The organism is Streptomyces sp. NPDC002232, assembly GCF_042890295.1.
Taxonomy (GTDB): Bacteria; Actinomycetota; Actinomycetes; order Streptomycetales; family Streptomycetaceae; genus Streptomyces.
This window is the reverse complement of record NZ_JBIARV010000006.1, coordinates 58779-83237: the sequence shown is the minus strand read 5'-3', so window position 1 is coordinate 83237 and position 24459 is coordinate 58779. Positions and strand designations below refer to the sequence as shown.

The window sequence follows — 24459 nt, the reverse complement described above, 5'->3', positions numbered from 1 at the left end:
CAGGACCGCCTTGCGGCGCACGGCGCGGGCGAGGGTGCGGGGCTCTGCTGCCGGGCCTTGCCCCGGCGTGCGGCGCGGGGTCGGCCCCGTGTCGGATCCGGGTCGTGCTCCGGCCGGCCGGCCGTGTGCGGACAAGGGTGACCCACCTCTCCCCAGAACTATTGGCAATGGGATTCATTTTCATTTACTCTACACACCATGGCACGCAACGAGCACCGCCCCGTCATCAAGCTCCGGTCCACCGCCGGAACCGGATTCACCTACGTCACCCGCAAGAACCGCCGCAACGACCCCGACCGGCTCGCCCTGCGCAAGTTCGACCCGGTCGCCGGCCGGCACGTCGACTTCCGAGAGGAGCGCTGACCTCGTGAGGTCCGGGTGTCCCATCGCCGAGCGGAGCCCTACCCGCCGGTAGCACGCTCTGTCGCGTAGTCGCTACGCCACCCCTTGTGCACGTGCATCTGCTCATGCATCGGCATATGAACACAGCTATGATCCGAGGAAGTTGACACCTGCACCAAGCAACTCGGGGAGCTACCAGTGCATCATGCGCATCACGCGTACAACGGCATGGCGGCCACGGAGCTGCGAGGGGTCGTGTGGCAGAAGAGCCGGCACAGCAACTCCCAGGGATCCTGTGTGGAGTTCGCGAAGCTGCCGGGGGGCGACGTCGCCGTACGGAACTCACGGCACCCCGACGGGCCGGCGCTCGTCTACACGCCCGCCGAGATCGAGGCCCTTCTGCTGGGTGTCAAGGACGGCGAGTTCGACCACTTCGTGTGACGACACCTGAGACGCGAGAAGGGCCCCGACGGTTGCCGTCGGGGCCCTTCTGTCGTTCTCGGCGCTACTCCGGTCCGATCCGGAACAGCGCCCACACCACCTTGCCCTGGAGCGTCCCGGCGAGCGGGTGCCAGCCCCAGCTGTCGCTGAACGAGTCCACCAGGAAGAGGCCCCGCCCCGACTCGGCGGCGAAGTCCTCCTCGCCGCCGCGCGCCTCCGGGCTCTCGCGGCTGGGGTCGCGCACGGCGCACACCAGGCGCGAGGCCCAGCGCATCAGGTGCAGCCGGACCGGCGGGTTCTGGCCTTCCTCCTGCGGCGCGTCGGCGGGCACCGCGTGACGCAGCGCGTTCGTGACGAGCTCGGAGACGACCAGGGCCACGTCGTCGAAGCGCTCCGACAGCTCCCAGCGGTCGAGCGTGCTGCTGGTGAACTTGCGGGCCCCGCGCACGGCTTCGTACCGGGCGGGCAGGGCACAGGAGGCGGAGGTGGAGACGGCGCCGGGATCGATCGGCGGCAGGCCCTGCCGTAACGGCTCGAGCACGGTCGATCCATTCGTCCCCATGCGAGGCACTCCCGGGAATCGCGACTGTGGTGCGACAACACGACAACACGAACGAGTACGCGGCTGCGCGGGCACCATGGTTCCGAATGCGACCACTGGATGCAAGGGCAGATGCACGTGCACGCGCCGGACCTGTCCGTCGACGTGCCGAATCTGTGCATAAGTCGTCCACCCGATGAGGGGAACTTTCCCGGATCCGCACCCACTGTGACCGTGTGGTGCGCTCCGTTGCCCGGAAGTCGCCGCCTTTCCGTAATCGAATGTGTACGCGCTGAAGCGTTTGATGGCAGAATCCGGGGCTCGACGGGGGCTCGACACCGTATAGGGGAGGCGAAGAGCCGTGACCGCAGGCGAATCGGGCGGAGCGAGCGGGAGTGTGGTGCGGCGCATCCTGCTGGGCTCCCAGCTGAGGCGGCTGCGCGAGTCGCGCGGGATCACCCGCGAGGCGGCCGGGTATTCCATCCGTGCGTCCGAATCCAAGATCAGCCGCATGGAGTTGGGACGGGTGAGCTTCAAGGCCAGGGACGTCGAGGATCTGCTCACCCTCTACGGGGTCGGGGACGAGGCCGAGCGCGGCGCGCTCCTCGGACTCGCCCGCGAGGCCAACGTCGCCGGGTGGTGGCACAGCTTCGGCGACGTCCTGCCGGGCTGGTTCCAGACGTACGTCGGACTCGAAGGCGCCGCCTCCCTCATCCGTGTCTACGAAGTGCAGTTCGTCCACGGCCTGTTGCAGACCGAGGCCTACGCCCAGGCCGTCGTCACCCGGGGCATGCCCGACGCCCCGCGCGCCGAGATCGACCGCCGGGTCGCCCTGCGCCTGGAGCGCCAGAAGGTCCTCGTCTCCGAGCGCGCCCCGCAGTTCCACGCCGTCCTCGACGAGGCCGCGCTGCGCCGCCCCTACGGCGACCGGTCGGTCATGCGGGGGCAGTTGAGGCATCTCATCGAGATCTCCGAGCACCCGGGCGTCACGCTCCAGGTCATGCCCTTCAGCTTCGGCGGCCACGCCGGCGAGAGCGGCGCCTTCACGATGCTGAGCTTCCCCGAGTCCGACCTCTCCGACATCGTCTACCTCGAACAGCTCACCAGCGCCCTCTACCTCGACAAGCGCGAGGAGGTCGCCCAGTACCAGCGGGTGATGGAGAAGCTGCAGAAGGACGGGCCGGATCCGGCCGAAAGCCGGGACCTTCTCCGAGGTCTCCTTCAACTCTCCTGATACATCAGTACGATGACGCCACATCAGTCGCACTGCAGATAGCGGGTAGAGGGGTCACCACCATGTCGCACTTCACCGACCTGGCCCACCAGTACATCGACGGCGAGTGGAAGCCGGGCAGCGGTTCGTGGGACATCATCGACTTCAACCCGTACACGGGGGAGAAGCTCGCCTCGATCACCGTCGCCACCGCGGGTGAGGTCGACCGGGCCTACCGGGCCGCCGAGCGCGCCCAGACGGCGTGGGCCGAGACCAACCCGTACACCCGGCGTCTCGTCTTCGAGCGGGCGCTGCGGATCGTCGAGGACCGCGAGGAGGAGATCGCCGAGACGATCGTCGCCGAGCTCGGCGGCACCCGTCTCAAGGCGGCCTTCGAGCTGCACCTCGCCAAGGAGTTCCTGCGCGAGGCGGTCCAGCTGGCGCTGCGCCCCGAGGGCCGCATCCTGCCCTCGCCGGTCGACGGCAAGGAGAACCGCGTCTACCGCGTCCCGGTCGGCGTCGTCGGTGTCATCTCCCCCTTCAACTTCCCCTTCCTCCTCTCCCTGAAGTCGGTCGCGCCCGCGCTCGCGCTCGGCAACGCCGTCGTCCTCAAGCCGCATCAGAACACCCCGATCTGCGGCGGCACGCTGGTCGCGAAGGTCCTGGAGGAGGCCGGTCTGCCGGCCGGGCTGCTCAACGTCGTCGTCACCGACATCGCGGAGATCGGCGACGCCCTCCTCACCCACCCGGTCCCGAAGGTCATCTCCTTCACCGGCTCCGACAAGGTCGGTCGGCACGTCGCCACGGTCTGCGCGCAGAACTTCAAGCACGCGGTCCTCGAACTCGGCGGCAACAGCGCCCTGATCGTCCTCGACGACGCCGACGTCGACTACGCGGTCGACGCGGCCGTCTTCAGCCGCTTCGTGCACCAGGGCCAGGTCTGCATGGCCGCCAACCGCATCCTGGTGGACCGCACGCTGGAGGAGGTGTTCACCGAGAAGTTCGTGGCGAAGGTGAAGACCCTGCGCGTGGGCGACCCGGCCGACCCCGCCACCCACATCGGTCCCCTCATCAACAGCCAGCAGGCGGAGGCCGTCTCCTCGGTCGTCGACCAGACGATCGCGGGCGGCGCGACGGCGCTGCTGCACGGCACGGTCGACGGGAACCTCGTCTCCCCGTCCGTGCTCGCCGGCATCCCCGCCGACTCCCCGGTCCTGGGTCAGGAGATCTTCGGCCCGGTGGCCCTGATCGTCCCCTTCGACGGCGAGGAGGAGGCCGTACGGATCGCCAACGACACGCCGTACGGGCTCAGCGGCGCCGTCCACACCGGGGACGTCGAGCGGGGCGTGCGCCTCGCCAAGCGCATCCACACCGGCATGATCCACATCAACGACGGCACCGTGCACGACGAGCCGATCGTGCCCTTCGGCGGCGAGAAGCACTCGGGCGTCGGGCGGCTGAACGGCGAGGCGATGGTGGACTCCTTCACCACCCAGAAGTGGATCTCGATCCAGCACGGCCGCAGCCGCTTCCCGTTCTGATCCCCTTCAGGACAGTAGGTGTCCGCAAGGGTCCGTAGCGTGAGGGTTGTCGGAGAAGCCACAGCTACGTAAGGCGGAGATCATGGTTGCCCTTGTTCCCACGGAGGCCCACGGCGACGAGCGCGGCGCGTTCCTGAACTTCGTCGAGGCCCAGCGCGCCGCGCTCCGCCGCTCGCTCCTCGGGCTCACCGAGGAGCAGGCGGCGAGCCGCCCCAGCGCCAGCGAGCTCAGCCTCTCGGGGCTGGTCAAGCACGTCGCCGAGGTCGAGCTCAACTGGCTGAGGCTGGCCCAGGAGCGGCCGAACGAGCGGCAGCGCTCCGAGGAGACCTGGGGCGAGGCCTTCCGGCTGGTGGACGGGGAGACGATTCCCGGCGTCCTCGCCTTCTGGGCGGACGTGGCGAAGCAGACCGAGGACTTCGTCCGTACGGTGCCGAGCCTGGACGACACCTTCCCGCTGCCGCCCGCGCCCTGGTTCCCGGCGGACGGGCGGGTGTCGGTGCGCTGGATGCTGCTGCACCTGGTCCAGGAGATGGGACGGCACGCGGGCCACGCGGACGTCGTCCGCGAGTCCCTGGACGGCAAGGGCTCCTTCGACCTGATCGCGGAGGAGCGCTCCCTCGCCTAGGGGGTGGTGCCCCGTCGATCGGGCCGGGCTCGCGGCGGCGGCGCGCGGCCGGGGCGCGCCCGCCACGGCCCGGGCTCCCGCCCGGATCCGCACCGCCGCTGACTAGCATCGAGGCATGTCAGCCATCCGACTTCTCGTCCTGGGCGCGGTCAAGCAGCACGGTCGCGCCCATGGCTACCAGGTGCGCAACGACCTGGAGTACTGGGGCGCGCACGAGTGGTCCCACGCCAAGCCCGGCTCGATCTACCACGCGCTGAAGCAGATGGCGAAGCAGGGACTGCTGCGCGCGCACGAGGTCGCGCCGAGCGCCGTGGGCGGGCCGCCGCGCGTCGAGTACGAGCTGACGGAGCGCGGCACGGAGGAGTACTTCGCGCTGCTGCGCGAGGCGCTGACCACGCACGACCAGAAGATGGACGTCCTGTCGGCGGCCATCGGCTTCATGGTGGACCTGCCCCGCGCGGAGGCCGTCGAGCTGCTGCGCCGGAGGGTGAGGGCGCTGGACGAGTGGCGGGCGACGGTCACGGAGTACTACACGCCGGAGGGCGGTCCGGAGCAGCTCGGGCACATCGGCCAGATCATGCACCTGTGGGTCCACTCGGTGGACTCCGGCAAGGAGTGGACGCTCGGTCTCATCGAGCGGATCGAGGGCGGAGCGTTCGTGTTCGCGGGCGAGGGCGATCCGTTCGTGGGGGTGCTCGCGGAGGGCGAGGAGAACCCTTATGCGAGCTAATCAAGTTTGATTATTGCCCACGAGGGGCATACCCTGCTCCGTCGCAGCCCGCTAATCAATTTTGACTACTGAGCTCACGGGAGGAAACGGATGACATCGGAAGCCGTCCTGGTGGAGGGCGCACGGAAGCGGTACGGGGGGAAGAGCGCCCTGGACGGGCTCGACCTGGCCGTCGGCCGGGGGACCGTCCACGGCCTGCTCGGCCCCAACGGAGCGGGCAAGACCACGACCGTACGGATCCTGGCCACGCTGCTGCGGCACGACGAGGGCCTCGTCCGGGTCGCGGGGCACGACGTGCGCACCGGCGCGCGGGAGGTGCGCCGGCGGATCGGGCTGCTCGGCCAGCACGCCGCGCTCGACGAGGAGCTGGGCGGCCGGCAGAACCTGGAGATGTTCGGCCGTCTCCACCACCTGGGCGCCCGGGGCGCCGGGGCGCGGGCCGACGAGCTCCTGGAGCGCTTCGGCCTCGCGGACACCGGCCGCAAGCCGGTCCGGCAGTACAGCGGCGGCATGCGGCGGCGGCTCGACCTGGCGGCCTCGCTGATCACCGAGCCCGAGGTGCTCTTCCTCGACGAGCCGACCACAGGGCTGGACCCGCGCGGCCGCACCGAGGTCTGGGACTCGGTGCGCTCGCTGGTCGGCGGGGGCACGACCGTCCTGCTCACCACGCAGTACCTGGAGGAGGCCGACCGGCTCGCCGACCGGATCTCGGTCGTGGACCGGGGCAGGGTCGTCGCCGAGGGCACGCCCGACGCGCTCAAGGCGCGCGTGGGCTCCGACCGCATCACCGTGGTCGTCCGGGACGCGGCGCGGCTCGACGAGGCGGCCGGGCTGCTGCCCGTCCCGCGGGCGACGGTGGACGTGGACGCCGACGCGCGGCGGATCGGCGCCCCGGTCACGGACCGGACGGCCGCGCTCGCCGAGACCGTCCGGGCCCTCGACGAGGCCGGCATCGAGGCGGAGGACATCGCCCTGCGGCGGCCGACCCTGGACGAGGTCTTCCTGCACCTGACGTCCCGTACCGAGGAGGTGGCGGCATGACCGCGGCGCACGTGGCGGGCGACTGCTGGACGATGACCCGGCGGGAGCTCGCCCACTGGGCGCGGCAGCCGGTCCAGGTCCTCGTCGGGCTGGTCTTCCCGGTGATGATGCTGCTGATGTTCGGCTACCTGGTCGGCGGCGGCCGGACCGTCGACGGCGCGTACGTCGACTACCTGGTGCCGGGCATGCTCACCCTGACCATGGTGTTCGGTCTCGAAGGCACGATGACGGCGGTCGTGCGGGACCTCGACAAGGGCGTCATCGACCGCTTCCGGTCCCTGCCGATGGCCGACGGGGCGGTGCTCGTGGGGCGGGCGGCGGCCGACATGCTCCAGTCGGCGGTGGGGCTGCTGGTGATGGTCGGCGTGGGGTACGCGCTCGGCTGGCGCGCGGACGGCGGTCCGGCGGCCGCCGCCGGGGCGCTGGGGCTGCTGCTCCTGCTGCGCTTCGCGATGCTGTGGGTCGGGATCTTCCTGGCCCTGGTCGCCGGGAAGGCGGAGCTGGTGCAGGCCGTGCAGATCCTGGTGTGGCCGGTGGGCTTCCTGTCGAACGCCTTCGCCTCGCCGGAGTCGATGCCGGGCTGGCTCGGCACGGTCGTGGAGTGGAACCCGATGTCGGCCACGGCCACGGCGGTGCGCGACCTCTTCGGCGGTCCGGGAGGGGCGCCGGGGCACGTCACGGAGGCGGTGCTGTGGCCGCTGGCGCTGCTGCTGGTCTTCCTCCCGCTGGCCGTGGGGAAGTTCGGGCGGCTCGGGAAGTAGCCCGCCGCGGGAGGCGCCCGGGTCAGTGCAGGGAGTGGCCCTCGTGGTCGAGTTCGAGCTGGGGGCGGCCGGTGACGATCAGCCAGGCCGGGAGGGAGGCGAGGCAGAGCACGGCGAGCATCGCGGGGGAGGCGGCGAGGACGGCGCCGGTGAAGAGGCTGATCCAGCCCTGACGGGTGGTGGCGAGCAGCACGCCCAGCACGGCGGAGGAGACGGCGACGGCCGGGTGGACCTCGGGGACGAGGGCCTGGGCGCACAGGCCGAAGGAGGCGCCGATGAAGACGGCCGGGAAGATCCGGCCGCCCGGGAAGCCGCAGGAGGCGGCGACGAGGAGGGCGAGGAGCTTGACCACGGCCAGCTTGAGCAGCTCGCCCGAGGACCAGCCGCCGATCGAGGCGGTCAGCTCCTTGGTCTCCGCCAGGCCCTTGAAGAGGGTCAGGTGTCCGCCGAGGGCGCCCAGGAGCCCGAGGGTGAGGCCGCCGACGGGAAGCATCACCAGGGGGTGCCGCAGCCGCCGGTAGGCGGCGTGGACGTACGGGAAGAGGTAGCAGGCGGCGAGGCCGAGGAGGGCGGCGACGGAGGCGATCACCAGGGCGGCGGCGACGTCGCCGAAGCCGGGGTCGTCCAGCGGCGGGAGCCCGATGTCGAAGCTGGGCTCGGCGAGGAGCTGGGTGGTCAGCGCGCCGGTGCCGGCGGCGACGAGCGGGGCGAAGAGCCGGTCCCAGAGCGAGCCCCGGCCCGGCTGCCCGACCAGGGCCTCCGAGAGGACGAGGGCGGCCGCCACCGGAGTGCCGAAGAGGGCGCCGATGGTGGCGGCCGAGGCCAGCGCGACCCAGGCGGCGCCGGGCGCCTCCGGGGCGGCCTTGCGGCCGAGCCAGTACACGAGCGCGATGTTGGCGGTGATGATCGGGTTCTCGGGGCCGAGGCTGACGCCGCCGGCCAGCGCGAGGGTGCTGGCGAGGAGCAGGCCCGGCACCATCCCGGGGGTGTGGGGCGGTCCGCCCAGTCCCTCGGCGGACGGGTCCGGTCCGGCGTGTCCGGGGATCTTCCACACCACGAGGCCCACGGCGACGCCGGTCGCGGTGAGCATGACGATGATCCAGAGCGAGGAGTACCGCCCGACGCCGAGCGCGTCCGGGAGGTCGTTCCAGAGCACGTGCTGGAACTCCTCCGCGACGAAGCTGACCCCGAGGAACAGCAGGCTCGCGCCCACACCGACGAGGAGCGCGGGGAGGATCTGGGGGAGGAGGAGCCGGGCGGACGCCTCGGGGGGAGGCGGAGCATGATCGGTGGCCACCGCCCCACCATAGGTGAGCAAATGCCGCACAACACCCTGAATAGCCCGGAACGGCCCCGGCGCGGGGATCCGGGACAACACCCCCGCCCGGACTTGCACCTCACGTCGCGTCAGGACCCAGGCTGGACGGCGTACCGACAGAGAGAAGGGGCGGACGGCCGATGGGCTACTCCGTGGGACAGGTGGCCGGCTTCGCCGGGGTCACGGTGCGCACCCTGCACCACTACGACGCGATCGGGCTGCTCTCGCCGGGCGGCCGCAGCGCGGCGGGGCACCGCCGCTACGAGGACGCGGACCTCGACCGGCTCCAGCAGATCCTGTTCTACCGGGAGCTCGGCTTCCCCCTCGAAGAGGTCGCGGCCCTCCTCGACGACCCGCACGCCGACCCGCGGGAGCGCCTGCGGCGGCAGCACGCGCTGCTGACCGCGCGGATCGGCGAGCTGACGAGGATGGCGGCGGCCGTCGAGCACGCCATGGAGGCGAAGAAGATGGGTATCAACCTCACGCCCGAGGAGAAGTTCGAGGTCTTCGGGGACAAGGACCCCGAGAGGTTCGCGGAGGAGACCGCCCGCCGCTGGGGCGGCTCCTGGTCCCACGAGGAGGCGCGGGCGCGGGCCGCCGCGTACGGCAAGGAGGACTGGCAGCGGATGAAGGACGAGGTCGACGTCTGGGGCGCCGCCTACGCCGACCTGATGGCCGCGGGCACCGGCCCCCGGTCCGAGGAGGCGATGGACCTCGCCGAGGCCCACCGCCGCCACCTCACCACCTGGTTCTTCGCCTGCCACCCGAAGACGCACCTGGAGCTCGCCGAGATGTACGTCGCCGACGCGCACTTCCACGCCTTCTACGACTCGATCCACCCGGGCCTCCCGGAGCACCTGCGGGAGGCGGTCCGGGCGAACGCCGCGCGCCTGGCGGCCTGACCGGGCGAGCCGGCGGGCTCAGACGTGCGGCTCGATCACCACCGCCGTGCCGTACGCGCAGACCTCCGTGCCGACGTCCGCCGCTTCCGTCACGTCGAAGCGGAACATCAGCACGGCGTTCGCGCCGCGCGCCTTCGCCTGCTCCACCAGGCGCTCCATCGCCTGGTTGCGGGTCTCCACCAGGGTCTTCGTCAGACCCTTCAGCTCACCGCCGATCATCGACTTCAGGCCCGCGCCGATCTGGCTGCCCAGATGGCGGGAGCGGACGGTGAGCCCGAAGACCTCACCGATCACCGTCCGGACCTGGTAGCCCGGCACGTCGTTCGTGGTCACGACCAGCACGTCGGGGTGCGGCCCCTGGCCGCCTCCGTACTCCTCGATGCCCATCGGCATGCACCTCCTGACCCCCAAGCCTCGGGCCGGCGGGCCGGGACCGCATCCCGTGGGGGCCGGGTGGAACCGGGTGGCTCCGGCCCGCGTTGATAGCTTGGGGCCAGCCGTCCCCCAAGCCCCCACCACCGCAGGAGCCCGGAACCCGTGAACACGCTTGCCCTCGGACCGAGCTGGCTGGACCCGGACTATCTGATCGGGACCTTTGGTCTGATCGGTGTCCTCGTCATCGTCTTCGCCGAGTCCGGCCTGCTCATCGGGTTCTTCCTGCCCGGCGACTCGCTGCTCTTCACCACCGGCCTGCTGGTCACCACCGGCAAGCTGGACACACCGCTGTGGCTGGTGTGCACCCTGGTGGTGGCCGCCGCCGTCATCGGCGACCAGGTCGGCTATCTCTTCGGCCGCAAGGTCGGCCCGTCCCTCTTCAAGCGCCCCGACTCCAAGCTCTTCAAGCAGGAGAACGTCGAGAAGGCGCACGAGTTCTTCGAGAAGCACGGACCGAAGTCGCTGATCCTGGCCCGCTTCGTCCCCATCGTCCGGACGTTCACGCCGATCATCGCCGGTGTGAGCCGGATGAACTACCGCTCGTTCATCACGTTCAACGTCATCGGCGGCGTGCTGTGGGGCGCGGGCGTGACGCTGCTCGGCGCCTCCCTCGGCAAGGTCGAGTTCGTCCACCAGCACATCGAGATGATCCTCGTCGGGATCGTCCTGATCTCCGTGATCCCCGTCGTGATCGAGCTCCTGCGGGCCCGCTCCCAGTCGAAGAAGAACCCGCCGCGGACCGACCAGGACGGCCCCGGCACGCCGAACCCGCAGTCCTCCCGCGGCCGCCACGCCAAGCGGTAGCACGCCGCCAGGGCGTCGTCACACTCCCGTCGTCGCGGGGCGGACGGGAGTGTGACGACACGCCCTAGAAGCCTCGGGTGCGCTTGGCCGCGCGCCGCGCCGCCGCCGCGCCCGGGGCCTGCATGAAGAGCCGTGCCAGCTCGCTCCCCAGGTTCACGCCGATCGCGATCGCCAGGGCCAGCGCCGCCGCCTTCGCGAGCGAGGCGAAGCCCTGGTCCAGATTGTTCTGGGCGATCGCCAGCACCCCGAAGTACGTCGCCGAACCCGGCAGCAGCGGCCCGATCGCCGCCGTCACGTACGGCAGCGACGAGGTGTGCTCGTAGCGGGCGATCAGCTGCCCGAAGAGCCCGACCAGACCGGCCGCCACCGCCGTCGCCATCACCGTCGAGCCCCCGGCGGTCACCGCGATCGACGCGTAGATCACCCACGCCACCCCGCCGTTCAGCGTCGCGAACAGCACCGTCGCCCGCGACTGCTGGAGCAGGATCGCGAAGGTCGCGCAGAGCACCATCGACGCCAGGATCTGCGTCACCGGCCGCTCCACCGCCCGCAGCGCCCCCTCCGGATTCAGCTGCGCGTCGAACTGCACCGCGATGTACAGCACCGACAGCACGCCCACCACGATCGCGACGAAGAAGTACGCGACCTCCAGGAGCCGGGCCGAGGCCGTGATGTAGAAACCGGTCAGGCCGTCCTGCACCGCGGCGACGAGCGCCCGCCCCGGGATCAGCGCGAACAGGCCACCGGTGATCACCGCCGACGGACGCAGCTCCGCGTGCAGCAGCGTCAGGAGCACCCCCATCGCCGCCGGAGGCATCGCCGCCACCAGGAACTGGTAGAACTCCGGCATGCCGCGCCCGGCGAACAGCCACGCGAGACGGTCGCCGAGGACCGCGCCGAGCGCCGCCACGAAGAACACCGTCAGACCGCCGCCGAGCAGCACCGAGGCCGCGCCCGCCAGGACGCCCGCAGCCGCCGTCAGGACCCACCCCGGATACGGGTGCCGGTTGCGCCGTATCTCCGCGAGCCGCCGGTACGCCTCCTCCGGAGTCACCTCGTGCGCCTGCGCGTTGATGTCCGCGAGCAGCTGGTAGACGGCCGCGAGCCGCGTGTAGTCCGTGCCCCGGCGGCGCACCGTCCGGTTCGCCGTGATCGGGTCGTCCACCAGCGACGGCTGGTACGTCACCGCCAACAGGGTGAACGTGACCGTCGGCTCCACCCGGTCCAGACCGTACGAGCGGCAGATCGCGAACATCGCCGCCTCGACGTCCTCCGCGCCCTCACCGCCCGCGAGCAGCAGCTCGCCGATACGCAGGGTCAGGTCGAGCACGCGCGGCACCGAGGGCCCGGACTCGTCCTCCTTGCGCAGCGACTCCGGCACCGGCCGGTCACCCACCGGCAGCCGCAGCATCGTCCGCATCCGGTCCTGCCACGGCGCGTCCCGCGGGAGCCGCACCATCGGCACCCCGTACGCCGGGGTGAACGCGGGCGGCGAACTCTTCGCCGAGTACGTGGCGGGCGGCGCGAACGCGGAACCCTCCGGCTCCTGCGGCGGCTCGGGCGTCAGCCCCGACGGCAGCGCGAACTCGGAGGTCGCGTGCTCCTCCTCGGGCGGCGCCGGCTGCTCCACCCCGGCCGGCGGGACGAACGCGCTCCGCGCCTCGTCCGACTGCGGCTTCCGGTCCTCAGGAGCACCGTCGTCCCGCTCCGCCACCACGCTCTCCGCCTCACCCCGGGGAATCCTGGATTCCAGTATGAAGGTGCGCCGGACACGCGAAAGCGGCACACCCCAAGAGGTGCACCGCCTTCACACGCTCACGGCATCAGGGGCTCAGTGGCCGCCCTGCTCCTTGGCGCGCGCGTACGACTTCTCGATCTCTTCCTCGGCCTCGGCGCGGCCGACCCAGTCGGCGCCCTCGACGGACTTGCCGGGCTCCAGGTCCTTGTAGACCTCGAAGAAGTGCTGGATCTCCAGGCGGTCGAACTCGGCCACGTGGTGGATGTCGCGCAGGTGCTCCATGCGCGGGTCCGTCGCCGGGACGCACAGCAGCTTGTCGTCGCCGCCGGCCTCGTCCGTCATGCGGAACATGCCGATGGCGCGGCACTTGATCAGGCAGCCCGGGAACGTGGGCTCGTCGAGGATGACGAGCGCGTCCAGCGGGTCGCCGTCCTCGCCGAGGGTGTTCTCGACGTAGCCGTAGTCGGTCGGGTAGGCCGTCGACGTGAAGAGACGACGGTCCAGACGGATGCGACCCGTCTCGTGGTCGACCTCGTACTTGTTCCGCGATCCCTTCGGGATCTCGATGAGAACGTCGAACTCCACGGGTGGCTCCTCCTGAATCAACACAAGTGAATGCTCGCGACGACGCGCGGTGATTAAGTGTCCCTCACGCACGTGTGTGATCGCGAAAGGGGCTGGTCAGCAATGCCGGAGCCGAGGACGTGGCAGCTCACGGCGGGCTCCGCCGCCCTCGGTCTCGTCCTGGCCGCCGTCGCGGCGACCGCGGCCGGACCGTGGGACGGAGGCCAGCGTACGGCCGAGCGGGCCCGCGCCGCCGCCCCGGTGGCGGGTGGCACACGTCACGCCCCGCCCCCGGCGCCCGCCGCGCCCCGCCGCCCCGCCCCCGCCCCCAGCGCCCCCGGCGTCCTCACCGCCCTGCGCGCCCCCGGCACCACCGCCCCCGCCGCCCCCGCCGGACGGGCCGCCGACCTCGCCCCCGTCCTCGTCCCGCTCCTCGCCGACCCCGGCCTCGGCACGCTGCGCACCGCCTCCGTCGTGGACACCGCCACCGGCCGGCAGCTCTACGGCGAAGGCGCCGCGACCCCCATGACGCCCGCCTCCACCGTCAAGATCGCCATCACCGCGGCCGCGCTCTCCGCCCTCGGCCCCGAACACCGCATCGCCACCACCGTCACCGCCGCCCCCGACGGCAGGACCGTCACCCTCACCGGCGGCGGCGACCCCACGCTCGACCCGGCCCGCCTGAAGGCCCTCGCCGCCGACACCGCCCGCGCCCTCGCCTCCCGCGGCCACACCTCCGTACGCCTCGCCTACGACACGAGCCTCTACCGGGGCCCGGCCCTCCACCCCATCGGCCCCAACGAGAACCTCGCCCCCGTCGTCGCCCTCATGACCCGCGAAGGCCGCCTCGACGACAGCCGCAGCGGCCCCGCCCCCCGCACCGCCGACCCCGCCCGCGACACCGCCACGGCCTTCGCCGCCCTCCTCGCCGAGGCCGGGATCCGGATCACCGGCGACCCCGCCCCCGGCCGCACCCCCCGCGCCGACCCGCTCGCCGTCACCCACTCCGCACCCCTCGGCGACCTCGTGGAGCGGACCCTCACGAACAGCGACAACGACCTCGCCGAGGCCCTCGCCCGGCAGACCGCCCTCGCCCGCAGACAGCCCGCCAGCTTCCAGGGCGCCGAGAAGGCCGTACGCGACGAACTCACCCGGCTCGGCCTCCCCGTCGCCGGGGCCCGCTTCGCCGACGGCAGCGGGCTCGACCGCCGCGACCGCGTCTCCGCCGCCCTCCTCACCGGACTCCTCACCCGCGCGGCCGACCCCGCCCGCCCCGCCCTGCGCCCGCTGCTCACCGGACTGCCCGTCGGCGGCTTCACCGGCACCCTCGCCGGCCGCTTCGACACCGACCCCGCCACCGCCGGAGCCGGGCTCGTCCGCGCCAAGACCGGCACCCTCACGGGCGTCAACACGCTCGCCGGGACCGTCGTCACCGCCGACGGACGCCTCCTCGCCTTCGCGTTCCTCGCCGGCCGCACCGCCTCCGCGGCGGAGGCGCAGCCCGCCCTCGACCGGCTCTCCGCCGCCCTCGCGGGCCGGAAGTGACCGCACACGCCCCCCGTCGAACCCTCACCGAACAGGCGCCGAGCCCGTACGGTTGACGCATGACGAGCATCGGTGGCGCAGGCACATCCGGGATGGTCGACTGGAACCTCGCGGTCGCGACCGCGACCCGCCTCGTGCGGCCCGGACCCGAAGTCAGCCGCGACGAGGCCCGCGAGGTCGTCGCCGAACTCCGCAGGCACGCCAAGGCCTCCGAGGAACACGTCCGCGCCTACACCCGGATGTTCCCCGAGGGCACCGACCCCGGCGGCATCGCCGACACGCCCGTCCTCGTCGTCGACCGCGCCGGCTGGATCAAGGCCAACGTCGCCGGCTTCCGCGAGCTGCTCACCCCGCTCCTCGGCAAGATGCAGGAGCGCCGCTCCACCACTCCCGGCAGCGGCGTCCTCGGCGCCGTCGGCGGCAAGGTCACCGGCGTCGAGCTCGGGATGCTGCTGTCCTTCCTCGCCTCCCGCATCCTCGGCCAGTACGAGACCTTCGCGCCCGCCGGCCGCGACCTCCCCGCAGGGGCGCACGGCGGTGGACGCCTGCTCCTCGTCGCCCCCAACATCGTCCACGTCGAACGCGAACTCGAGGTCTCCCCCCACGACTTCCGCCTCTGGGTCTGCCTCCACGAGGAGACCCACCGCACCCAGTTCACCGCCGTCCCCTGGCTACGTGACCATCTCCAGGGCGAAATCCAGTCGTTCCTCGCGGCCACCGACGTCGACCCCGGAACCGTCGTCGAGCGCCTCCGCGAAGCCGCCCAGGCCCTCACCGGCGGCCGCCCCGAGGGCGAGGAGGGCGAACCGTCCCCGTCCCTCGTCGAGCTCGTCCAGACGCCCGAACAGCGCGAGATCCTCGGCCGCCTCACCGCCGTCATGTCGCTCCTCGAAGGCCACGCCGACTACGTCATGGACGGCGTCGGACCCCAGGTCGTCCCCTCCGTCGCCGAGATCCGCGAGAAGTTCCAGGCCCGCCGCGCACGCGGCGCCTCCCGCCTCGACCTGGCCCTGCGCAGGCTCCTCGGCCTCGACGCCAAGCTCCGCCAGTACCGCGACGGGGAGCGCTTCGTCCGCGCCGTCGTCGACCAGGTCGGCATGGACGGCTTCAACCGCGTCTGGACCTCGCCCAACACGCTCCCCACCAAGTCCGAGATCGCCGCACCCGCCGACTGGATCGCGAGGGTGCACCGTAAGGCAGACTCCTGAGACAGGTGCGGCACACGGCACACGAACACGTGAGAAGACCTCGCCAATCACCCATCCGAGGGACCCTTGGCATGGGGTGAGGCGTGCAATGCTCGGGTAACGGCCGGGTTTCTGTCACCATCGACGCACTCTGAGTGACCGAACCCCCCATTCCGACCGTTAAGACTCCGACCGAGGCACCCCACCCCCATCACGAAGGGCACCGGACATGGGTCCCCATCCTGCGGTCGCGGCGATACGCCTGGCGGTCCGCCGCGTACTCCACGACGTCATCACCGAACACACCACCGGCGACGCACCGCTGGTGCTCGTCGCCTGCTCCGGAGGCGCCGACTCCATGGCGCTCGCCTCCGCCCTCGCCTTCGAGGCCCGCAAACTTCCCGTGCGCGCCGGCGGCGTCACCGTCGACCACGGCCTCCAGGACGGCTCCGACACCCGGGCCGCCGAGGTCGCCGACCGCATGACCGCCCTCGGCCTCACCCCCGTCGAGTCCGTCACGGTCACCGTCGGCCGCGAAGGAGGCCCCGAGGCCGCCGCCCGCGACGCCCGGTACGCCGCCCTGGACGCCGCCGCCGAGCGCCACGGCGCCGCCGCGATCCTGCTCGGCCACACCCGGGACGACCAGGCCGAGACCGTCCTCCTCGGGCTCGCCCGCGGCTCCGGCATCCGCTCGCTCTCCGGCATGGCCGCCGTCTCCGGCACCTCCCGCCGCTACCGGCGCCCGTTCCTCCAGCTCGACCGCCAGACCGTCCGCAAGGCCTGTATCGCGCAGGAACTCGCCGTCTGGGACGACCCGCACAACAGCGACCCCGCCTACACCCGCTCCCGGCTCCGCCACGAGGGCCTCCCGGCCCTGGAGAAGGCCCTCGGCAAGGGCGTCGTCGAAGCCCTCGCCCGAACGGCCCAGCTCTCCCGCGACGACGCCGACGCCCTCGACACCTGGGCCGCCGACGCGGAGACATCGGTACGGGACGAGACGGGCGTCCTCGAGTGCGCCAAGCTCTTCGGGCTGCCCCCCGCCGTACGCCGCCGCGTCCTGCGGCGCGCCGTCATCGCCGAGGGCGCCCCCGCCGGCTCGCTCTTCGCCCGGCACATCGAGGAAGTCGACCGGCTCATCACCGGCTGGCGCGGCCAGGGGGCCATCAACCTGCCCGGACGCGTCGAAGCGCGTCGGCAGGGTGGCAGACTGGTCATCCGGCAAGGCTGACGCACGCTGCAACGAAAGTGACCCGGGTGAACGAGAAGGACATGGGCACCGACCTCCAGTCGGTGCTCATCACCAAGGAAGAGATCGACGCCAAGCTGGCAGAGCTGGCCGCGAAGATCGACGCGGAATACGCGGGCAAGGACCTGCTCATCGTCGGCGTCCTCAAGGGCGCGGTGATGGTGATGGCGGATCTGGCTCGCGCCCTTTCCACCCCCGTCACCATGGACTGGATGGCCGTCTCCTCCTACGGCGCCGGCACCCAGTCCTCGGGCGTCGTCAGGATCCTCAAGGACCTCGACACCGACATCAAGGGCAAGCACGTCCTGATCGTCGAGGACATCATCGACTCCGGCCTGACCCTGTCGTGGCTGCTGTCGAACCTCGGCTCCCGCGAGCCCGCCTCCCTCGAGGTGTGCACCCTCCTGCGCAAGCCGGAGGCCGCGAAGGTCGCCATCGACGTCAAGTGGATCGGCTTCGACATCCCCAACGAGTTCGTCGTCGGCTACGGCCTCGACTACGCGGAGAAGTACCGGAACCTTCCGTTCGTCGGCACGCTCGCTCCGCACGTCTACGGCGGCTGAGACCTCGTCCTCACGGGGAACCCGTGCCGCCTTCCCTCCGTTGAACCACGGGAAGGCGGTCGCGGGCGACGATGCTGAGGTACCGTCCGAAGAACAGCTTTTTCATACAGCAGCTCTCACAGCAGCATTTTCCTACGGGCAGGAGGGACGGGGCGTACTCGCTCCGTATGGATGGACGTGAAGCGATACTTCCGTGGGCCGGTCATGTGGATCGTGCTGGCCGTCCTCGCCGTGGTCGTGCTGATGCAGGTCGTCGGCTCGTCCGAGGGCTACAAGACGGTGGACACCGGCCAGGTCGTCCAGGCGATCGACAAGAACCAGGTCAAGCAGGCAAAGCTCACCACCGGTGACGAGCAGATCATCAAGATCGATCTCGCCGACGGTCAGAAGATCAACAAGAGCGACAAGGTCCAGGCCAGCTACATCGGCACCCAGGGCGCGGACCTCGCCGACAAGCTCCAGGAGAAGTTCGAGGCCGGACAGATCGAGAAGGGCTACACCGTCTCCCCGACGAAGCAGTCCCCCTTCGTCTCGATCCTGCTCTCGCTCCTCCCCTTCGTCCTCATCGTGGTCGTCTTCCTCTTCCTGATGAACCAGATGCAGGGCGGCGGCTCCCGCGTCATGCAGTTCGGCAAGTCCAAGGCCAAGCTCATCACCAAGGACACGCCGAAGACCACGTTCGCCGACGTCGCCGGCTCGGACGAGGCCGTCGAGGAACTCCACGAGATCAAGGAGTTCCTCCAGGAGCCCGCGAAGTTCCAGGCGGTCGGCGCCAAGATCCCCAAGGGTGTCCTGCTCTACGGCCCGCCCGGAACCGGCAAGACGCTCCTCGCGCGCGCCGTCGCCGGCGAGGCCGGCGTGCCGTTCTACTCGATCTCCGGCTCCGACTTCGTCGAGATGTTCGTCGGCGTCGGCGCCTCCCGGGTCCGCGACCTCTTCGAGCAGGCCAAGGCCAACGCCCCGGCCATCGTCTTCGTCGACGAGATCGACGCCGTCGGACGCCACCGCGGCGCCGGCCTCGGCGGCGGTCACGACGAGCGCGAGCAGACCCTCAACCAGCTCCTCGTCGAGATGGACGGCTTCGACGTCAAGGGCGGCGTCATCCTGATCGCGGCGACCAACCGCCCCGACATCCTCGACCCGGCGCTCCTGCGCCCCGGCCGCTTCGACCGGCAGATCGCCGTCGACCGGCCGGACATGCAGGGCCGCCTGGAGATCCTCAAGGTCCACCAGAAGGGCAAGCCGGTCGCCCCGGACGTCGACCTCGGCGCCGTCGCCCGTCGCACCCCCGGCTTCACCGGCGCGGACCTCTCCAACGTCCTCAACGAGGCGGCGCTCCTCACCGCCCGCAGCGACCAGAAGCTGATCGACAACAAGGCTCTGGACGAGGCGATCGACCGAGTGGTCGCGGGCCCGCAGAAGCGGACCCGGATCATGTCGGACAAGGAGAAGAAGATCACCGCGTACCACGAGGGCGGCCACGCCCTGGTCGCGGCGGCCTCGCCCAACGCCGACCCCGTCCACAAGATCACCATCCTGTCCCGGGGCCGCGCCCTGGGCTACACGATGGTGCTCCCGGAGGAGGACAAGTACTCGACCACGCGCAACGAGATGCTCGACCAGCTGGCGTACATGCTGGGCGGGCGCGCGGCCGAGGAGCTCGTCTTCCACGACCCGACCACGGGCGCCGCGAACGACATCGAGAAGGCCACCAGTACGGCCCGCGCGATGGTCACGCAGTACGGCATGACCGAGCGGCTCGGCGCCATCAAGTTCGGCGGCGACAACACCGAGCCCTTCCTCGGCCGTGAGATGGCGCACCAGCGCGACTACTCGGAAGAGGTCGCGGCGCTGGTCGACGAAGAGGTCAAGAAGCTCATCGAGACCGCGCACAACGAGGCGTGGGAGATTCTCGTCGAGAACCGGGACCTCCTCGACAACCTGGTCCTCGCCCTGCTGGAGAAGGAGACGCTGGGCAAGGAGGAGATCGCCGAGATCTTCGCCCCCATCGTCAAGCGGCCGGCCCGCCCGGCCTGGACCGGCTCCAGCCGCCGCACCCCGTCCACGCGTCCGCCGGTGCTCTCCCCCAAGGAGCTCGCCCTGACGAACAGCGCGAACGGCTCGGCGACCCCGGCCGTGGACACCACCAAGGGCATCGACATCGCCCCGGTGGACAACCCCGAGGACTGACGGCCCCGGGGCCCGGAATGGATGCCGCGCCCTCACAGGTTCTAGCCTGTGGGGGCGCGGCTTTTCGCGTATCGAGCACAGACGGAACGAGGCAGAGATGACCGACCCGGTGACGCTGGACGGTGAGGGCAGGATCGGCGAGTTCGACGAGAAGCGCGCCGAGAACGCCGTGCGGGAGCTCCTCATCGCGGTCGGCGAGGACCCGGACCGCGAGGGGCTGCAAGAGACGCCCGCGCGGGTGGCCCGGGCGTACAAGGAGCTGTTCGCGGGTCTGTGGCAGAAGCCCGAGGACGTCCTGACGACGACGTTCGACCTGGGGCACGACGAGATGGTCCTGGTGAAGGACATCGAGCTGACGGCGACCTGCGAACATCACTTGCTCCCCTTCCACGGCGTAGCTCACATCGGCTACATACCTGCCGAATCGGGCAAGATCACGGGCTTGTCGAAGCTGGCCCGGCTGGTCGACGTCTTCGCTCGCCGCCCGCAGGTCCAGGAGCGCCTCACGACGCAGATCGCCGACTCGCTGATGCGGATCCTCGATGCCCGTGGCGCGATCGTCGTCATCGAGGCCGAGCACATGTGCATGGCGCTGCGCGGAGTCCGCAAGCCGGGCGCGAAGACGACCACCTCGGCGGTACGTGGGCAACTTCGTGACGCTACTACGCGAGCCGAGGCCATGTCCCTGATTCTGGCCCGTTCGTAGCGAACTGCCCGCCTTGCTCCCTAGCGTCCTTGATCAGCGGACTTCCTCGCGGATCAAGGGGGCGGTATGGGGTACGGGCCGACCAGCAAGATGCTGGTCAACCTGGTGGGCGGCTGCGCGCAGGCCAAGAACGTGGTGCCGGGCAGCGCGATGTGGACACTGGACGGCGACCGGACGGTGCAGACCACGGTCGTGGACGTGACGGCGGTGAAGGGGCGGCAGGCCGTCGACGTGGTCACGGACCACATGACCTTCACCGCCGGCCCGGACCTGCTCCTGCTCACACCGGACGGCTGGACCCGCGCGGCGGACGCGGCGGGGACGGTGATCGCCTGGACCCACGCGAGGAAGCTGTGCCGGGAGCGGTTGACGATCAGGCCGGGGTACGAGTTCGGCTACTTCGTCGGGGCCACGTGCGCGGACGGTACGGTCGGCAAGAACTATGTGTCCCTGGTCGTGAACGACGGGGGCTTCGCTGCCCGGTACGCGACCGCGCTGACGGCCTGTGCGGGGGTCCCCGCACGTGTGGAGGCGGTATCCAGGCCGTCGGGCTATCTGAAGCGGGATCTGCCCGGCTTCCGGGTGCGAGTGGTCTCCTCGTACCTCTCCGACGCACTGCGGCACTACGTGGGTGGCGATGCCCACCACATGCGGCACCGCTTCCCCCGTGTGGTCCTGCGGGACATCGACACCTTCGAAGGCTTTCTCGACGGATACATCGAAGGTGACGGTTTCACGATCAAGCACGGATGGGGGCGGATGATCGCGAGCGCCAACGTGCCGTTTCTCATCGAGATGGCACAGATCATCGGTGCGCGCTTCACTCCGGCGAAGCGAGGGCTGACCTCGCAGCTCTACGTATCGGACCGCTGGGCCGACCGTGGCACCTTCGCCCCCGAGCACCATCCCCTCGAACCGCCCGAGTCCTCCTGGGCCCGGGTCCACGAGGTCCGGGCCCGGCCCGCTCTCGGGGCCAAGCCCTTCACCTTCTACGGCTACCGGCTGGCCCCGTACCCCACCTTCCTGGTGAACGGGCACCTCGCACGTGGGCCCCGGTGACGCCTTCTAGGCGGCCGGGGCCTGGTTCTTTTCGTCGTCCTCGGGGAGCTTGCACACGCGCTCCAGGAAGAGCGCGGCGGCGATGACGGCGATGCCCGCCACGACCGAGAGGGCCGCGTAGAGGGCCTGGTCGCGGCGGGCGGGGATGTCGAGGGAGCCGAGCAGGAAGACGCCCGTGCCGCCGTACATGCCGGCGACGAGGGCGGCCACCAGGGCGCTCGCCTGGCCGAAGACCACCGCGCGGGCCGCCATCAGGGGCTCGACGCCCTTGGCGCCGGGGCGGCGCTCGCGCTGGGCCCTGAGGCGGGCGCGGAGGGAGAGCGCGGTCGCGGTGAGGACGACGGCGATCACGGCGAGGACGATCGGCGCGGCGATCGGCACGCTGGGGAGGGTGCCGACCGCGTCCCAGAGCCGGGCGGCACCCCACGAGAGGATGCCGGCCACGAGGAACAGTCCGGTGAGCACCTTCAGCCGCAGTTGTTTCACCGGATGTCCTTCGTGTCGTCGCTGGGGCGGTCTGGCACGAGCGTAACGACTACTCCGGGAGCCGGAGTTCCAGGTCGGCACGGGGAGTGACGCCTTCGTGGCCGAGGCCGGCGAGGAGCTCGGCCACCGGGCCGCGGCCGGGGATGAGGGCCTCGGGGTCGACGTCGTGCCACGGGGCGAGGACGAAGGCGCGCTGGTGGGCCCGCGGGTGCGGGAGGGTGAGGACGGGGTCCTCGGAGACCACGTCGGCGTACGAGACGATGTCGACGTCGATCGTGCGGGGGCCCCAGTGCTCCTCGCGGACGCGGTGGAAGGCCTCCTCGACGGCGTGGGCCCGCTCCAGGAGGGAGGAGGGCGGCAGCGTCGTCTTCACGAGCGCGACGGCGTTCAGGTAGGAGGGCTGGCTGCCGGGGTCGACGCCCCAGGGGGCTGTCTCGTAGACCGGGGAGACGGCTTTGACCCGGAGGCCGGGGGTGTCGCCGAGGGCGTCCACGGCGCCCTGGAGGGTCTCCAGGCGGTTGCCGAGGTTCGCGCCGAGGGCGAGGACGGCCCAGCGGGGGTTGGAGAGCGTCGTGTCGGCGGCGTCGACGGTCGCGACGACGGACGCGGGCACGGGCTGGACGGTGGGATCGCTCTGGGTCGGCTTCATCGTCGGCTCCGGGTGATCGTGATGGTCACGTCGTCGAAGGGCACGGTGATGGGGGCGTCCGGCTTGTGCACGACGACCTCCACTTCTTGTACCCCGGCGTGGCCGAGGCATTGCTGGGCGATGCGCTCGGCGAGGGTCTCGATGAGGTCGACGGGCTCGCCCTGGACGACGTCCACGACCTCTTCGGCGACGATCCCGTAGTGGACGGTCTTCGTGAGGTCGTCCTCGGCGGCCGCCGGGCGGGTGTCCAGGCCGAGGACCAGGTCCACGATGAAGGTCTGGCCCTCCTCGCGCTCCTTGGGGAAGACGCCGTGGTGGCCCCGGGCCTTGAGGCCGCGCAGCGCGACACGATCCACGCGAATCACTCCTGCTGTCGTAGTTCGGGTGGCCACGCAGCCGGGTGCGGACGGCCGGGTGTCCACTTCGAATCTACCTGCGGGGGCCGACAGCGCTTGCCCTTGGGGGGTCGGGGGCGCGTCAGGCGGGTGGATTCGAAGCCTCGGGGCCGTCCTCGGGGCCGCCCGTCTCCTCCGTGTCGCCCAGCACCGGGGAGGCGTGGTGGGACCAGACGCGCCAGCCCGCGGGTGTGCGGCGGAACACATTGGTGGCGACGACGAGCTGGCCCACGAGGGGGCCGAGTTCGGCGCCGTCCTCGGCGGGGCCGCCGCTGAGGATGTTCTCGGTGCAGGTGACGAGCGCGGTGTCGCCGGCGAGGGAGACCTTGAGGTCGGTGAGGAAGAACTGGATGTAGTCCGTGTTCGCCATGATGAGGGCGTACGAGCGGAGGACCTCGCCGCGGCCGGTGAGGACGGGCCAGCCGGGGTGGACGCAGGTGATGGGGGTGGCTCCGTCGTCGAGCCAGAGCGTGGAGAGGCGCTCGAAGTCGCCGGTCTCCATGGCCTCGTAGAAGGCCGTGTTGGCGGCTTCCACGGCGGCCTCGTCGGCGGCGCGGTCCGTGCGGCTCACCTGGCTCCCTCGACGGCCCGGGCGACGCGTACGGCGTCGGCGGTGGCCCGCACCTCGTGGACGCGGACGGCCCACGCGCCCGCGTGGGCGGCGAGGGCGGAGACGGCGGCGGTGGCGGCGTCGCGTTCGCGGGCGGGCGGCGGGGCGGCGCCCTCGCGGGTGAGGACGTGGCCGAGGAACCGCTTGCGGGACGCGGCGACGAGGAGGGGGCGGCCGAGGGCGCGGAGCTCGGGGAGGTGCGCGACGAGCGCCAGGTCGTGGGGGGCGAGTTTGGCGAAGCCGAGGCCGGGGTCGATGACGATCCGCTCGGGGGCGACGCCGCCGTCGACGACGGCCTCCAGACGGGTGCGGAGCTCGGTGACGACCTCGCCGACGACGTCGTCGTACACGGCGAGGCTGTTCATGTCGGCGCTGAAGCCGCGCCAGTGCATGACGACGAAGGGGACCTCGGCGGCGGCGACGGCGGGGACCATGCCGGGGTCGGCGAGGCCGCCGCTGACGTCGTTGACGAGGACGGCGCCGGCCTCGACGGCCCGGACGGCGACGCCGGCCCGCATGGTGTCGACGGAGACGGTGACGCCTTCGGCGGCGAGGCCCCGGACGACGGGGACGACGCGGCGGAGCTCCTCCTCCTCGTCGACGCGGGAGGCGCCGGGCCGGGTGGACTCGCCGCCGACGTCGACGAGGTCGGCGCCCTGGGCGACCAGGTCGAGGCCGTGTTTGACGGCGGCCGTGGTGTCGAACCAGCGGCCGCCGTCGGAGAAGGAGTCGGGGGTCACGTTGACCACGCCCATGACCGCGCAGCGGTCCCACTCCGGCAGGCCCCGGGCCGTGCCCCGGTCGATCGTCGTACGCATGTCTCCAGC

27 protein-coding genes are annotated in these 24459 nt (G+C 71.5%); 17 read left to right on the top strand and 10 right to left on the bottom strand.

Annotation, left to right across the window (positions count from 1 at the left end; translation table 11 throughout):
• The first annotated feature begins 198 nt into the window (after positions 1 to 198).
• Together rpmG and ACFYXU_RS28590 are read left to right on the top strand one after the other, a co-directional pair.
• Positions 199 to 363: a 50S ribosomal protein L33 gene (gene rpmG, locus ACFYXU_RS28595; RefSeq protein WP_329854716.1), complete on the top strand. Its 165-nt coding sequence runs from the start codon at positions 199 to 201 to the stop codon at positions 361 to 363.
• A 207-nt stretch (positions 364 to 570) separates the two neighbouring features.
• Entirely contained in the window at positions 571 to 783 is a 213-nt protein-coding gene (locus ACFYXU_RS28590) for a DUF397 domain-containing protein (protein WP_361395750.1), read from the top strand.
• A gap of 64 nt (positions 784 to 847) precedes the next feature.
• Here the strand turns inward: ACFYXU_RS28590 and ACFYXU_RS28585 are convergent, their stop codons facing one another.
• Positions 848 to 1345, bottom strand: coding sequence for an ATP-binding protein (locus ACFYXU_RS28585; RefSeq protein ID WP_361395097.1), 498 nt, complete (start codon positions 1343 to 1345; stop codon positions 848 to 850).
• A gap of 340 nt (positions 1346 to 1685) precedes the next feature.
• Here ACFYXU_RS28585 and ACFYXU_RS28580 point away from each other — a divergent pair, with 340 nt between their 5' ends.
• The 6 genes from ACFYXU_RS28580 to ACFYXU_RS28555 all read left to right on the top strand — a co-directional run bounded on the left by ACFYXU_RS28580 (position 1686) and on the right by ACFYXU_RS28555 (position 7235).
• On the top strand, positions 1686 to 2558 hold the full coding sequence (locus ACFYXU_RS28580; RefSeq protein ID WP_376509865.1) for a helix-turn-helix domain-containing protein: 873 nt from the start codon (positions 1686 to 1688) through the stop codon (positions 2556 to 2558).
• 62 nt (positions 2559 to 2620) lie between these two features.
• Entirely contained in the window at positions 2621 to 4078 is a 1458-nt protein-coding gene (locus ACFYXU_RS28575; RefSeq protein WP_389460617.1) for an aldehyde dehydrogenase family protein, read from the top strand.
• 82 nt (positions 4079 to 4160) lie between these two features.
• A complete protein-coding gene (locus tag ACFYXU_RS28570) occupies positions 4161 to 4703 on the top strand; it encodes a DinB family protein (protein ID WP_376509861.1) in 543 nt (180 codons plus the stop codon).
• Positions 4704 to 4818: 115 nt separating this feature from the next.
• Positions 4819 to 5433, top strand: coding sequence for a PadR family transcriptional regulator (locus ACFYXU_RS28565; protein ID WP_376509859.1), 615 nt, complete (start codon positions 4819 to 4821; stop codon positions 5431 to 5433).
• A 90-nt stretch (positions 5434 to 5523) separates the two neighbouring features.
• Positions 5524 to 6474: an ATP-binding cassette domain-containing protein gene (locus tag ACFYXU_RS28560; protein ID WP_376509857.1), complete on the top strand. Its 951-nt coding sequence runs from the start codon at positions 5524 to 5526 to the stop codon at positions 6472 to 6474.
• Entirely contained in the window at positions 6471 to 7235 is a 765-nt protein-coding gene (locus ACFYXU_RS28555) for an ABC transporter permease (RefSeq protein WP_376509855.1), read from the top strand. Before ACFYXU_RS28560 ends, ACFYXU_RS28555 begins: the two co-directional genes overlap by 4 nt.
• A gap of 22 nt (positions 7236 to 7257) precedes the next feature.
• Here ACFYXU_RS28555 and ACFYXU_RS28550 read toward each other — a convergent pair whose 3' ends face one another.
• A complete protein-coding gene (locus ACFYXU_RS28550) occupies positions 7258 to 8532 on the bottom strand; it encodes an ion channel protein (RefSeq protein ID WP_384563230.1) in 1275 nt (424 codons plus the stop codon).
• Between the two features lie 161 nt (positions 8533 to 8693).
• On the opposite strand from ACFYXU_RS28550, the gene ACFYXU_RS28545 reads away from it, so the two are divergent.
• A complete protein-coding gene (locus ACFYXU_RS28545) occupies positions 8694 to 9455 on the top strand; it encodes a MerR family transcriptional regulator (RefSeq protein WP_389460615.1) in 762 nt (253 codons plus the stop codon).
• 18 nt (positions 9456 to 9473) lie between these two features.
• Here ACFYXU_RS28545 and ACFYXU_RS28540 read toward each other — a convergent pair whose 3' ends face one another.
• Positions 9474 to 9842 (bottom strand): YbjQ family protein, encoded by a 369-nt coding sequence (locus ACFYXU_RS28540; RefSeq protein WP_329855046.1) that lies wholly within the window; start codon positions 9840 to 9842, stop codon positions 9474 to 9476.
• A gap of 150 nt (positions 9843 to 9992) precedes the next feature.
• Between ACFYXU_RS28540 and ACFYXU_RS28535 the strand changes: the two genes are divergently transcribed.
• The gene (locus ACFYXU_RS28535; RefSeq protein ID WP_389407676.1) at positions 9993 to 10694 is read left to right on the top strand and encodes a DedA family protein; all 702 of its coding nucleotides are present in this window, start codon (positions 9993 to 9995) and stop codon (positions 10692 to 10694) included.
• Positions 10695 to 10758: 64 nt separating this feature from the next.
• Here ACFYXU_RS28535 and ACFYXU_RS28530 read toward each other — a convergent pair whose 3' ends face one another.
• Positions 10759 to 12411, bottom strand: coding sequence for a threonine/serine exporter family protein (locus ACFYXU_RS28530; RefSeq protein WP_329854698.1), 1653 nt, complete (start codon positions 12409 to 12411; stop codon positions 10759 to 10761).
• Between the two features lie 114 nt (positions 12412 to 12525).
• Positions 12526 to 13017: an inorganic diphosphatase gene (locus ACFYXU_RS28525; RefSeq protein ID WP_024758444.1), complete on the bottom strand. Its 492-nt coding sequence runs from the start codon at positions 13015 to 13017 to the stop codon at positions 12526 to 12528.
• 102 nt (positions 13018 to 13119) lie between these two features.
• On the opposite strand from ACFYXU_RS28525, the gene dacB reads away from it, so the two are divergent.
• From dacB to ACFYXU_RS28490, 7 genes are all read left to right on the top strand, one after another.
• A complete protein-coding gene (dacB, locus tag ACFYXU_RS28520) occupies positions 13120 to 14541 on the top strand; it encodes a D-alanyl-D-alanine carboxypeptidase/D-alanyl-D-alanine-endopeptidase (RefSeq protein ID WP_376509847.1) in 1422 nt (473 codons plus the stop codon).
• A gap of 59 nt (positions 14542 to 14600) precedes the next feature.
• Positions 14601 to 15749 carry a zinc-dependent metalloprotease gene (locus ACFYXU_RS28515; RefSeq protein WP_376509845.1) on the top strand — a complete coding sequence of 383 codons (1149 nt, stop codon included), beginning with the start codon at positions 14601 to 14603 and terminating at the stop codon, positions 15747 to 15749.
• 208 nt (positions 15750 to 15957) lie between these two features.
• Positions 15958 to 16956 carry a tRNA lysidine(34) synthetase TilS gene (tilS, locus tag ACFYXU_RS28510; RefSeq protein WP_361405586.1) on the top strand — a complete coding sequence of 333 codons (999 nt, stop codon included), beginning with the start codon at positions 15958 to 15960 and terminating at the stop codon, positions 16954 to 16956.
• A 41-nt stretch (positions 16957 to 16997) separates the two neighbouring features.
• On the top strand, positions 16998 to 17537 hold the full coding sequence (hpt, locus tag ACFYXU_RS28505; protein WP_030219931.1) for a hypoxanthine phosphoribosyltransferase: 540 nt from the start codon (positions 16998 to 17000) through the stop codon (positions 17535 to 17537).
• A 171-nt stretch (positions 17538 to 17708) separates the two neighbouring features.
• Positions 17709 to 19727 carry an ATP-dependent zinc metalloprotease FtsH gene (gene ftsH, locus ACFYXU_RS28500; protein WP_329854692.1) on the top strand — a complete coding sequence of 673 codons (2019 nt, stop codon included), beginning with the start codon at positions 17709 to 17711 and terminating at the stop codon, positions 19725 to 19727.
• A gap of 97 nt (positions 19728 to 19824) precedes the next feature.
• A complete protein-coding gene (gene folE, locus ACFYXU_RS28495; RefSeq protein WP_389407674.1) occupies positions 19825 to 20433 on the top strand; it encodes a GTP cyclohydrolase I FolE in 609 nt (202 codons plus the stop codon).
• 66 nt (positions 20434 to 20499) lie between these two features.
• Positions 20500 to 21492 (top strand): hypothetical protein, encoded by a 993-nt coding sequence (locus tag ACFYXU_RS28490; protein WP_389407673.1) that lies wholly within the window; start codon positions 20500 to 20502, stop codon positions 21490 to 21492.
• A 6-nt stretch (positions 21493 to 21498) separates the two neighbouring features.
• Here ACFYXU_RS28490 and ACFYXU_RS28485 read toward each other — a convergent pair whose 3' ends face one another.
• The 5 genes from ACFYXU_RS28485 to folP all read right to left on the bottom strand — a co-directional run bounded on the left by ACFYXU_RS28485 (position 21499) and on the right by folP (position 24450).
• The gene (locus ACFYXU_RS28485; RefSeq protein WP_329854690.1) at positions 21499 to 21978 is read right to left on the bottom strand and encodes a DUF3180 domain-containing protein; all 480 of its coding nucleotides are present in this window, start codon (positions 21976 to 21978) and stop codon (positions 21499 to 21501) included.
• Between the two features lie 49 nt (positions 21979 to 22027).
• Complete coding sequence (folK, locus tag ACFYXU_RS28480; RefSeq protein WP_329854689.1) at positions 22028 to 22627, bottom strand: 2-amino-4-hydroxy-6-hydroxymethyldihydropteridine diphosphokinase; 600 nt, start codon at positions 22625 to 22627, stop codon at positions 22028 to 22030.
• A complete protein-coding gene (folB, locus tag ACFYXU_RS28475; RefSeq protein ID WP_376509840.1) occupies positions 22624 to 22983 on the bottom strand; it encodes a dihydroneopterin aldolase in 360 nt (119 codons plus the stop codon). Before folB ends, folK begins: the two co-directional genes overlap by 4 nt.
• Positions 22984 to 23104: 121 nt before the next feature.
• Positions 23105 to 23593: a nuclear transport factor 2 family protein gene (locus ACFYXU_RS28470; RefSeq protein WP_389407672.1), complete on the bottom strand. Its 489-nt coding sequence runs from the start codon at positions 23591 to 23593 to the stop codon at positions 23105 to 23107.
• Positions 23590 to 24450 carry a dihydropteroate synthase gene (gene folP / locus ACFYXU_RS28465; RefSeq protein ID WP_389460612.1) on the bottom strand — a complete coding sequence of 287 codons (861 nt, stop codon included), beginning with the start codon at positions 24448 to 24450 and terminating at the stop codon, positions 23590 to 23592. Before folP ends, ACFYXU_RS28470 begins: the two co-directional genes overlap by 4 nt.
• Positions 24451 to 24459 lie beyond the last annotated feature (9 nt).

Excerpts from the sequence above, each read along its gene's own strand:
- rpmG (WP_329854716.1), top strand. The coding sequence starts at position 199 with ATGGCACGCAACGAGCACCGCCCCGTCATCAAGCTCCGGTCCACCGCC.
- ACFYXU_RS28590 (WP_361395750.1), top strand. The coding sequence starts at position 571 with ATGGCGGCCACGGAGCTGCGAGGGGTCGTGTGGCAGAAGAGCCGGCAC.
- ACFYXU_RS28585 (WP_361395097.1), bottom strand. The coding sequence starts at position 1,345 with ATGGGGACGAATGGATCGACCGTGCTCGAGCCGTTACGGCAGGGCCTG.
- ACFYXU_RS28575 (WP_389460617.1), top strand. The coding sequence starts at position 2,621 with ATGTCGCACTTCACCGACCTGGCCCACCAGTACATCGACGGCGAGTGG.
- ACFYXU_RS28570 (WP_376509861.1), top strand. The coding sequence starts at position 4,161 with ATGGTTGCCCTTGTTCCCACGGAGGCCCACGGCGACGAGCGCGGCGCG.
- ACFYXU_RS28565 (WP_376509859.1), top strand. The coding sequence starts at position 4,819 with ATGTCAGCCATCCGACTTCTCGTCCTGGGCGCGGTCAAGCAGCACGGT.
- ACFYXU_RS28560 (WP_376509857.1), top strand. The coding sequence starts at position 5,524 with ATGACATCGGAAGCCGTCCTGGTGGAGGGCGCACGGAAGCGGTACGGG.
- ACFYXU_RS28555 (WP_376509855.1), top strand. The coding sequence starts at position 6,471 with ATGACCGCGGCGCACGTGGCGGGCGACTGCTGGACGATGACCCGGCGG.
- ACFYXU_RS28545 (WP_389460615.1), top strand. The coding sequence starts at position 8,694 with ATGGGCTACTCCGTGGGACAGGTGGCCGGCTTCGCCGGGGTCACGGTG.
- ACFYXU_RS28540 (WP_329855046.1), bottom strand. The coding sequence starts at position 9,842 with ATGGGCATCGAGGAGTACGGAGGCGGCCAGGGGCCGCACCCCGACGTG.
- dacB (WP_376509847.1), top strand. The coding sequence starts at position 13,120 with ATGCCGGAGCCGAGGACGTGGCAGCTCACGGCGGGCTCCGCCGCCCTC.
- ACFYXU_RS28515 (WP_376509845.1), top strand. The coding sequence starts at position 14,601 with ATGACGAGCATCGGTGGCGCAGGCACATCCGGGATGGTCGACTGGAAC.
- tilS (WP_361405586.1), top strand. The coding sequence starts at position 15,958 with ATGGGTCCCCATCCTGCGGTCGCGGCGATACGCCTGGCGGTCCGCCGC.
- hpt (WP_030219931.1), top strand. The coding sequence starts at position 16,998 with ATGGGCACCGACCTCCAGTCGGTGCTCATCACCAAGGAAGAGATCGAC.
- ftsH (WP_329854692.1), top strand. The coding sequence starts at position 17,709 with ATGGACGTGAAGCGATACTTCCGTGGGCCGGTCATGTGGATCGTGCTG.
- folE (WP_389407674.1), top strand. The coding sequence starts at position 19,825 with ATGACCGACCCGGTGACGCTGGACGGTGAGGGCAGGATCGGCGAGTTC.
- ACFYXU_RS28490 (WP_389407673.1), top strand. The coding sequence starts at position 20,500 with ATGGGGTACGGGCCGACCAGCAAGATGCTGGTCAACCTGGTGGGCGGC.
- folK (WP_329854689.1), bottom strand. The coding sequence starts at position 22,627 with ATGAAGCCGACCCAGAGCGATCCCACCGTCCAGCCCGTGCCCGCGTCC.
- folP (WP_389460612.1), bottom strand. The coding sequence starts at position 24,450 with ATGCGTACGACGATCGACCGGGGCACGGCCCGGGGCCTGCCGGAGTGG.